This is a genomic window from Plantactinospora sp. B24E8 (genome assembly GCF_039871735.1).
In the GTDB taxonomy this organism is placed as follows: Bacteria; Actinomycetota; Actinomycetes; order Mycobacteriales; family Micromonosporaceae; genus Plantactinospora.
The window spans coordinates 61,611-71,516 of sequence record NZ_JBDPMH010000039.1 but is presented as its reverse complement, the minus strand read 5'-3'; the positions used below and the strand labels follow the sequence as shown (position 1 = coordinate 71,516).

The following is a 9,906-nucleotide window of genomic DNA, read 5'->3' as shown; positions in this document are numbered from 1 at the left end:
TGCCGTGGGCCGCCGAGGCCCGCGGTGCGCCGGACGGCGTCCGACGTTCTCGACCGGGTCTCCCCGTCACACCTCTTCGCGCAGGTCCGCCGCGCTCGCGACCGCACCGATCGAGTCGGCGGCCGAGCTGAGCAGGTCCGCGCCGACCGCCGAGTCCACGGTGATCGTCATCAGCGCCTCACCGCCGGCCTCCCGCCGGGCCACCTGCATCGCGGCGATGTTGACACCCGCCTCGCCCAGGATCGAGCCGACGGTGCCGACCACACCGGGACGGTCCGCGTAGCGGAAGAAGAGCAGGATGCCCTCGGCGCCCAACTCCAGGTCGAAACCGTCCACCTCGGTCAGCCGGACGGCGTCGCGGTTGCCGCTGTGCACCACCGTGCCGGAGACCCGTACGGTCCGGCCGTCCGGCAGCGCGCCGTGCAGCGTCACCAGGTTGCTGTGCTCGGTGGTCTCCGGCTGGGTGGTCAGTTCCACCGTGACCCCACGGTCGGCGGCCAGCAGCGGCGCGTTGACGTACGTCACCTGCTCCTCGACGACCGAGGTGAACAGCCCCTTGGTCGCGGCCAGCTTGAGCACCGAGACGTCGTTGGCGACGACCTCGCCGCGTACCTCGACGGTCACGCTCGCGGCGACCCCGCCGGCGACCGCGGTGAAGACCTTGCCCAGTTTCTCGGCCAGCGGCAGCAGCGGCCGGACGTCCTCGGCGACAACCCCGCCAGCCTGCACGTTCACCGCGTCCGGCACGAACTCGCCCTGCAGTGCGAGCTTCACGCTCTTCGCCACCGCCAGGCCGGCCTTGTCCTGCGCCTCGGCGGTGGAGGCACCCAGGTGCGGGGTCGCCACCACGTTGTCGAAGGCGAACAGCGGCGAGGCGGTGCACGGCTCCTTGGCGTAGACGTCGATGCCCGCGCCGGCGACCCGGCCCTCCGCGATCGCGTCGGCGAGCGCCTGCTCGTCGACCAGACCGCCGCGTGCCGCGTTGACGATCCGCACCTCGGGCTTGACCAGCGCCAGTTCCTTCTCACCGATCAGACCGACCGTCTCCGGGGTCTTCGGCAGGTGGATCGAGATGAAGTCGCTCTCCCGGAGCAGCTCCTCCAGCCCGACCAGCCGGACGCCGAGCTGGGCCGCGCGCGCCGGCTGCACGTACGGGTCGTACGCGATCAGCCGGGTGCCGAAGGCGGCCATCCGCTGGGCGAAGAGCACACCGATCCGGCCGAGGCCGACCACCCCGACGGTCTTGCCCTGGATCTCGACCCCGGTGTACTTGGACCGCTTCCACTCCCCCGCCTTCAGCGCGCCGCTGGCGCTGGCGGTGTTGCGGGCCACCGCGAGCAGCAGTGCGACGGCCTGCTCGGCGGCGGAGACGATGTTCGAGGTCGGTGCGTTGACCACCATCACGCCACGGGCGGTGGCGGCGGCGACCTCGACGTTGTCCAGCCCCACCCCGGCCCGGGCGACCACCTTGAGCCGGGGTGCGGCGGCGACCGCCTCGGCGTCGATCTGGGTGGCGCTGCGCACGATGACCGCGTCGGCCTCGGCGAGCGCGGAGAGCAGGGCCGGTCGGTCGGTGCCGTCGACGTGACGTACGTCGAAGTCGTGCGCGAGCACGTCGAGGGCGGCGGGGGCGAGCTCTTCAGCGATCAGTACGACAGGAGTCATCGGTCCTCGTATGTGTCGTCCGGGCGAGGTGAACGTGCAGACCGGCGGGTTGGGCGCCGCACTGCGTCCCGAACTCCGCCAAACGGGTCGTCCCTACGGTTCGGACGCACCTACCGCCCGATCGTAGGCGTCCTGCTGCGTACCGTGCTCCGTGGACCCGCGTGAGTGCCCTCACAGCGACGAGGGTGACGCCGTCCACCGGCCCGGCCGGTCCTCACGCCGTCGGTACGACCGCCGGCTCCGGCAGCGTCGGACGGGGTAGCGGCCGGGCCCCGAGCGGGGCGACACCGAGTTGGCGGAACGTCTCGGCCTCGCTCTCGAGGCCGTCGCGCAGCAGGTCGAAGGCGAGTGAGCCGACCGGCGGATAGATCCGCTCCCGGGGTGGTTCCTCGCCGGGCGCGACGGCGTTCTGCGCGACCATGAAGTCCAGGATCGCCTGCCGGACCGGCGGCAACGACACCGGCGAGTGGTAGAGCACGTTCAACGCCTGCATCCGCATGCCCTGGACGTGGTCCTCCCCCTTGTTGTCGTGGAAGTGGGGATTGCGGGTCTCGATCTGCAGCACCGGCACCGAACTCGCCATGACCTCCGGATGGGCGGTGTCGAGTACGCCGCCGAACTGCTCGAACAGTTCCACGAACTCGAACGGTTCCACCGCGAATCCACCGGCCAGCCGCATCCGCAGTCCCAGGTCGAGACTGAGCGCGTGTTCACCCGCGTTGCCGGTCGCGATCACCTCGGTGCCGAAGCCGGAGTACTCGGCCACCAGCCGGTTGAGGAACTCGTTGGTGATCTCGGAGCTGCGGCCGCGCCGGCTGAAGAAGAGTCGCCCGTCGCGCAGCTTCGGCTTGGAGTGCCAGGAGATCCGGACCATCGCGTACGGGTTGGCGGCCAGGTGCAGGCCGGCGGCGTAGACCTTGACGTACTCGTGCACCGCACCCGGCACGTAGTTGTCCGCGTCGATGTAGCCCAGGTAGTCGCGGCCGGTCAGCGCGGCGACCGCCATGCCGATCAGCATGGCCTCGCCCTTGCCGGTCCGGACCAGCCCGTCGTCGCCGATCAGCTCCGGCATGCCGGCCGCCTTGAACGCGGCGGCGACCCCGGGGTCGCGCTGGTGCACGATGATCGCCGGACGCTCGGTCGCCCGGCAGTACTGCTCCAGGGTCTGCGCCTCGATCTCGTAACGGTCCACCGGATGTCGGGCACTGTTCGAGACGAGCACGATCAGGCAGTCGTGCGGTATCCCCGAGAGCACGCCTTCGATTACTCTGCGTGTCTCATTCATGCAGGGAATGACGATCACCATTCGCCGTTCGATCGCGCGCAGCGCCTCCTGCGAGACGATGCCGTCGCCGGCAGCACCCCTGGCATCTCCCGAGTCCAACTGTATGACGCGTTGAAGTTCGTGGATGCGAACGGCGCCGAAACGCTCGGTACGGTGCGATTGCTCCAGTCGCATGCGGCGACAGTACCCGAGCGGACGCATTCACGGCGCGTAACCGCCGACCATTTCCTGGCCACGACATCCGCGACGGTGACCGGACTTCTGATCGCAATGATCCGGAAACCCGATCATCGGTGCCCCGGTAACAAAGATCCCCTTCCCGCACCGGGTGACGCCGACGGCGGCGTTCCCGGGCGGGGTGACCGCCGATGGAACGCCGCCGTCGAATGGCGCGCAGCGGCGGGATGACCGCCGTGCGGGATCACCGCCGGGCGGCTCGGGCCGGCGGGATGACCGCCGGGGAGCCGCTCGTCGGCCGGCGCGGTGGGCGGGGTGACCGCCGCGACGCCGTCGGTGGAATCAGGCCGTCTCGGTGATCGGCCGGTCGACCCAGCTCATCATGCCGCGCAGCTTGCGCCCGGTCTCCTCGATCGGGTGCGCCGCGCCCTCGGCCCGCCACTTGGTGAAGTTGGGCCGGCCGGCGTCGTCCTCGGCGATCCACTCGCGGGCGAACTCACCCGACTGCACCTCGGCGAGGATCTTCCGCATCTCCTCCTTGACCCGGGCGTCGACCACCCGCGGGCCACGCGAGTAGTCGCCGTACTCGGCGGTGTCGGAGACGCTGTACCGCATCCGGGCGATGCCGCCCTCGTACATCAGGTCGACAATGAGCTTCAGCTCGTGCAGGCACTCGAAGTAGGCGATCTCCGGGGCGTAGCCGGCCTCGGTGAGCACCTCGAACCCGGTCTGCACCAGCGCCGCGGCACCACCGCAGAGCACCGCCTGCTCACCGAAGAGGTCGGTCTCGGTCTCCTCCTTGAAGGTGGTCCGGATCGCCCCGGCCCGGGTGCCACCGATCGCCTTGGTGTACGCCAGGGCGAGCGGGAACGCCGTACCGGTGGCGTCCTGCTCCACGGCGACCAGACACGGCACGCCCTTGCCGTCGACGTACTGGCGGCGGACCAGGTGACCGGGGCCCTTCGGGGCGACCATCGCCACGTCCACGTCGGCCGGGGGCGTGATGAAGCCGTACCGGATGTTGAGGCCGTGGCCGAAGAAGAGCGCCTTGCCGGCGGTCAGGTTCGGCGCGATCGCCTCGGCGTAGAGCGAGCGCTGCGCGGTGTCCGGCGCCAGCACCATGATCACGTCGGCCTCGGCCGACGCCTCGGCCGGGGTGGCGACCCGCAGCCCCTGCTCCTGGGCCTTGGCCCGGCTCTTCGAGCCCTCCGGCAGGCCGATCACCACGTCGACGCCGGAGTCGCGCAGCGACAGCGCGTGGGCGTGGCCCTGGCTGCCGTAGCCGAGCACCGCGACCTTCTTGCTCTGGATGAGCGCCAGGTCGGCGTCGTCGTCGTAGAACACCTCAGCGGTCATGACTTTCCTTTCGTGCGGCGGCCGGCCCGGCCGCCGTTGTTGATGTCGGTGCGGTCCTGGTCTTCTGTCGGTGCCGGGCCGCCTCAGGCCGCCCGCAGCGCCGCGCCGGTGGTGATCGACCGGGAACCCCGCCCGATGGCCACCAGACCCGACTGCACCATCTCCTTGATTCCGAACGGTTCGAGATCACGCAGCAGCGCGTCCAGCTTGTCAGCGGTACCGGTCGCCTCGATGGTGAGGGTGTCCGGTGCGACGTCGACCACCCGGGCCCGGAACAGGTTCACCGTCTCCAGCACCTGGGTCCGCTGGACCCGGTCGGCCCGGACCTTGACCAGCAGCAGCTCCCGGGCCACCGAGACGTCCGGGTCCAGCTCCACGATCTTGAGTACGTTGACCAGCTTGTTGAGCTGCTTGGTGACCTGCTCCAGCGGCGAGGTCTCGGCGTTGACCACGATGGTGATCCGGGAGACCTCCGGGTTCTCGGTCTCCCCGACCGCGAGTGAGTCGATGTTGAACCCACGCCGGGAGAACAGGCCGCTCACCCGGGCCAGCACCCCGGGCTTGTTCTCCACCAGCACGGATAGCGTGTGCTTGCTCATCTCTACGCAGCCCTCACAGCTCGTCGTCGTCGAAGGCGGGGCGGACCCCCCGGGCGAACATGATCTCGTCGTTGCTGGTGCCGGCGGCGACCATCGGCCACACCATGGCGTCCTTGCCGACCACGAAGTCGATCACCACCGGCGCGTCGTTGATCTCCATCGCGGCCCGGATCGTCTTGTCCACGTCGGCCTTGCTCTCGCAGCGCAGTCCGACGCAGCCGAGCGCCTCGGCGAGCTTGACGAAGTCCGGGATCCGGTGCTTGTGCGTACCGAGTTCGGTATTGGAGTAGCGCTCGCCGTAGAAGAGCGTCTGCCACTGCCGGACCATGCCCAGGTTGCCGTTGTTGATCAGGGCGATCTTGATCGGGATCCCTTCCAGGGCACAGGTGGCCAGCTCCTGGTTGGTCATCTGGAAGCAGCCGTCCCCGTCGATCGCCCAGACCGTGGTCTCCGGCTTGCCGACCTTGGCGCCCATCGCCGCCGGCACCGCGTACCCCATGGTGCCGAGGCCACCGGAGTTCAGCCAGGTGTACGGCTTCTCGTAGGAGATGAACTGGGAGGCCCACATCTGGTGCTGACCGACCCCGGCCGCGTAGACCGCGTCCGGGCCGACGATCGCGCCGAGCCGCTCGATGACGTACTGCGGGGCGAGGGTGCCGTCGGTCGGCTCGTCGTAGCCGAGCGGGTAACGGCCCCGCAGGTCGTCGAGCTGCGCCCACCAGTCGGTCCGGTCGGCGGCCCCACCGGGCTGCCCGGCGGTGGCCGCCCGGACCGCCTCGATCAGCTCGTCGATGACGTACCGGGCGTCGCCGACGATCGGCACGTCCGCCGCCCGGTTCTTGCCGATCTCGGCCGGGTCGATGTCGGCGTGCACGATCGCCGCCCCCGGGGCGAACGAGTCCAGCCGGCCGGTGACCCGGTCGTCGAACCTGGCCCCGAGCGCCACGATCAGGTCCGACTTCTGCAGTCCGTAGACCGCCGCGACGGTGCCGTGCATGCCCGGCATCCCCAGGTGCTGCGGGTGCGAGTCCGGGAAGGCACCCCGGGCCATCAGCGTGGTGACCACCGGGATCCCGGTCAGCTCGGCCAGCTTGCGCAGCCCTTCGGTGGCGCCGGCCTTGAGCACCCCGCCGCCGACGTACAGCACGGGACGCCGGGCGGTGGTCATCAGCCGGGCCGCCTCGCGGATCTGCTTGCCGTGCGGGTGCAGGGTCGGCCGGTAGCCGGGCAGCTCCAGGGCCGGCGGCCAACTGAAGGTCGTCTGCGCCTGCAGGACGTCCTTGGGAATGTCGACCAGCACCGGGCCGGGCCGGCCGGTGGCGGCCAGGTGGAACGCCTCGGCCAGGATCCGCGGGATCTCCTCGGCGTTCTGGACCAGGAAGTTGTGCTTGGTGATCGGCAGGGTGATGCCCTGGATGTCGGCCTCCTGGAAGGCGTCCGAACCGATCGACGGCCGCGCGACCTGACCGGTGATCGCCACGATCGGCACCGAGTCCATGTACGCGTCCGCGATCGGCGTCACCAGGTTGGTCGCGCCGGGACCGGAGGTGGCGATGCAGACGCCCACCTTGCCGGTCGCCTGCGCGTACCCGGTCGCGGCGTGCCCGGCCCCCTGCTCGTGCCGGACCAGGATGTGCCGCATCGACGAGTCGTAGATCGGGTCGTACGCCGGCAGGATCGCCCCGCCCGGGATGCCGAAGGCGACCTCGACCCCGAGCGCCTCCAGCGACTTGACCAGCGAGAGCGCGCCGGAGACCGGTACCGGCGCGACCACCTGCGTACCCGTGGCGGCGGCCCGGACGGGCGCCTCGGCGAGCGGACCGGCCTGGTCGACGACGGCCGGGCCGCCGGTGCGGAGTCGGCGCGGGTGCTGCTCGGCGGAGTCGCTCTCGACCGCCGCCGGGCGGTGTCGGCGCGCGCTGTTGGCCAGGGTCTCTGGTGTGGGTCTCGTCATGGCTATTCAGGCCTTCGGCTCGGAGCAGTGGAACTTTCGAGGTCTGGAGGTCGGTCGGGGGCGGTCGCGCCACGCCGGCGGGGAGGCCGCCGGGGCGGGACCGTCGGGGCGGGACCGTCGGCCACCCGGGCGGCAGGACCGGTACGCCGGACGGCGGCTCCGTCCTGCCAACGAGGGAACGTGGCCAATAAAAACGGCCCTCGTGCTGATGCACGGGGCCTGCGCACTCTCGGACTCGAGAGTGCGCTCAGATAAGTACTCGGAAGGACCGGGTCGGCGACATGGGGCTAAGCCTGACGGATCTCACGCGCTGAGTCAACTGATCCCGCATTCTGGACAGAAGACATCGCCGAGCCGGTCGCCCCGCCCGCCGTCGGATCGACGGTGGAGCCGGCCGTCGCGCCTGTTCCGGCGCCGGCACCGACGGCCGGACCGGTGGTGTCGCCAGCCCCGGCGGGCGGTCTGACCAGGTCGTCGGCGGGTGGGCGCGGCCCCGGGATCACCCGGGCGCCCGGCGAGGTCGCCGCGTCCAGCATCGCCTCCAGGTGCTCGGCCGGCACTCCCCAGCCGAAGAGCTGCCCCTGCCCGAACCCGCAGCCGGACTCCACCACCGCCGCCAACTCGGCCGGGTTGGTCACCCCCTCGGCGATCACCTGCAGGCCCAGCTGGTGCCCGAGCCGGACGACCACGTCGACCATCGGCGCGTAGACCCGACCGCGCGAGTTCACCGCCCGGACCGGATCCGGACCGGCGACCAGACTGTGGTCGATCTTGAGGATGTCGATCGGCAGCCGGCGGAGCTGCCCCAGGGACGAGTAGCCGGCGCCGAAGTCGTCGAGCGCGATCCGTACGCCGGTCGCCCGGAGCGCCGTCAGCCGGCGGATCAACTCGTGCAGGTCGGTCGCCACGGCGTGCTCGGTGATCTCCAGCACCAGCCGCTGCGGTGGCACCCGGTGCGCCCGCAACGCTTCGGCGACCTGGTTGACGTACTCCGGGGCGTGCAGTTCCCGGGGCGAGACGTTGACCGACACCCAGACGTCGTGACCGTCGGCGAGCCAGCGGGAGAGCTGGTGGCAGGCCTGGTGCAGCACCCAGGAACCGAGCTTCGCGATCATCCCGCACTCCTCGGCCAGCGGGATGAACTCGTCCGGCCGGACGTTGCCCAGTTCGGGATGACGCCAGCGGAGCAGCGCCTCCGCGCCGACGGGGCGGACCGAGGGAATCGCGGCCACCGGTTGGAAGGCCAGGCTCAGCTCGTCGCGCTCGATCGCGCCCCGCATCTCGTGCTCCAGGGTGGTACGCCGGCGCAGCAGCCGGTCGTAGGCGACGTCGTACCGTTCGACCCGGTTCTTGCCCCGCTGCTTGGCGTACCGCAGCGCCAGGTCGGCGTTGCGGAGCAGGGTCTCCACGTCCGCCGCGTCGGCGTGGTCGGCGACCCCGACGCTGACCGACAGGAACACCGGGCCGGTCGGGTGCGCGTACGGTGAACCGACCACCCCGAGCAGCCGCTGCGCGACCCGCTCCGCCTCGGCCGGACGGGCCCGCATCAGCACCGCGAACTCGTCCCCGCCCAACCGGGCGGCCAGGTCGCCGGGACGCAGGTTGGTTCGCAGCCGTCGGCCGACCTCGGCCAGCACCGCGTCGCCGACGTCGTGGCCCCGCATGTCGTTGACGTTCTTGAAGCCGTCCAGGTCCAGCCCGAGCAGTACGAACGGCGTGTCGGCCCGGTCGTGCCGCTGTTGCAGGGTCCGCAGCAGCCCCCGCCGGTTGGCCAGTTCGGTCAGCGGGTCGGTGTGCGCCAGTTCGCGGAAGTGCGCCTCCCGTTCGGCGAGCCGGGCGGCGTAGCCGCGTACGTCGTTGAGCGCGAGGTACTGCCGGGCCACCAGGCCGAAGCCCTCCACGATGCCGGCCAGCACCGGGTAGATGCTGAACCCGCCGTCGACCACCAGGTGGTAGACGGCGGAAACCGCCATCGCCACCATCGGCAGGAAGGCGTACGCCGTACCCCGGCGGATGACGTCGCCGTCGCGCCCGTCCGACGGGTCCGGCGCCCGACTGACGAAGGCCACCACCAGCAGGCCGAACGGCAGCAGTGCGGCGCCGAAGACCGCCAGCCCCGGGTCGCCCCGGCAGACCCCGGCGGCGATGGCCAGGCCGCAGCCGGCCACCAGGGTCACGCCCCCGCCGGCCAGGACCAGGCCGTGCCGGGGCGACCGCGACCGGACCGCGACGATGAAGGTGAGCCCGGCCGCCACCGCCGCGGTCACCGTCGCCAGGACCAGGGCCAGGCAGTTCTGTGGGGTGTAGGCGCCGAGCAGCCGGGTCGGCTCGGCGATCAGTACCCAGCCGACGAACCAGATCGCGGCGGCGATCACCAGTCCGTCCAGGACGAGTCGCAGCGCGGCGGCCGCGTCGTGCGCGGCCCCCGGCAGCCGCAGCAGCCCGGCGCAGAGCAGCAGCCCGCCGACCGCCATGCCGACCGCGATCATCGCGGCCAGATCCGGTCGCGGCGTCGACTCGTGCACCGCCTCGTCGACCGGGAAGAGCCCGACCAGGCCGACGACGGTGCTGGTGGCCGCCAACGCGCCGCCGAGCGCGAGCAGCCACTGGCCGACCCGCCGAGGTCCGGTGTGCCGCCGGGCGGTGATCGCGAGCAGTACGGGACCACAGGCGGAGGCGAGGCCCACCGCCACCGCGAGGACGGGCACACCGAGGGCGCTATGCACGGATTCACTCTGCCCGATAGAAGAGGTTCCATGGGGGAGGTCCGGTGTGATCCTCGTCGTGGGGCGAAGAGCGCCGATTCGGGCGCCAGCGGGACGATCGGGTCGATCAGCACCGGACCTCCGCCGCCACCGGTGTCCCGCGTG

Annotated in this window: 6 protein-coding genes; all 6 read right to left on the bottom strand. The window is 71.4% G+C overall.

Going from position 1 to position 9,906, the window contains the following annotated elements; translation table 11 throughout:
• Positions 1 to 66: 66 nt before the first annotated feature.
• Positions 67 to 1,665, bottom strand: a complete 1,599-nt coding sequence (gene serA, locus ABGB21_RS32410; protein ID WP_347657988.1) for a phosphoglycerate dehydrogenase — start codon at positions 1,663 to 1,665, stop codon at positions 67 to 69.
• A gap of 214 nt (positions 1,666 to 1,879) precedes the next feature.
• Positions 1,880 to 3,124 (bottom strand): mannosyl-3-phosphoglycerate synthase, encoded by a 1,245-nt coding sequence (gene mpgS, locus ABGB21_RS32405; RefSeq protein WP_347681055.1) that lies wholly within the window; start codon positions 3,122 to 3,124, stop codon positions 1,880 to 1,882.
• A 345-nt stretch (positions 3,125 to 3,469) separates the two neighbouring features.
• Positions 3,470 to 4,483, bottom strand: coding sequence for a ketol-acid reductoisomerase (ilvC, locus tag ABGB21_RS32400; RefSeq protein ID WP_347657990.1), 1,014 nt, complete (start codon positions 4,481 to 4,483; stop codon positions 3,470 to 3,472).
• 83 nt (positions 4,484 to 4,566) lie between these two features.
• Complete coding sequence (gene ilvN / locus ABGB21_RS32395) at positions 4,567 to 5,082, bottom strand: acetolactate synthase small subunit (protein ID WP_347657991.1); 516 nt, start codon at positions 5,080 to 5,082, stop codon at positions 4,567 to 4,569.
• A gap of 13 nt (positions 5,083 to 5,095) precedes the next feature.
• Positions 5,096 to 7,036 carry an acetolactate synthase large subunit gene (locus tag ABGB21_RS32390; protein WP_347657992.1) on the bottom strand — a complete coding sequence of 647 codons (1,941 nt, stop codon included), beginning with the start codon at positions 7,034 to 7,036 and terminating at the stop codon, positions 5,096 to 5,098.
• A 287-nt stretch (positions 7,037 to 7,323) separates the two neighbouring features.
• A complete protein-coding gene (locus ABGB21_RS32385) occupies positions 7,324 to 9,762 on the bottom strand; it encodes a bifunctional diguanylate cyclase/phosphodiesterase (protein ID WP_347657993.1) in 2,439 nt (812 codons plus the stop codon).
• Between the last annotated feature and the right edge of the window lie 144 nt (positions 9,763 to 9,906).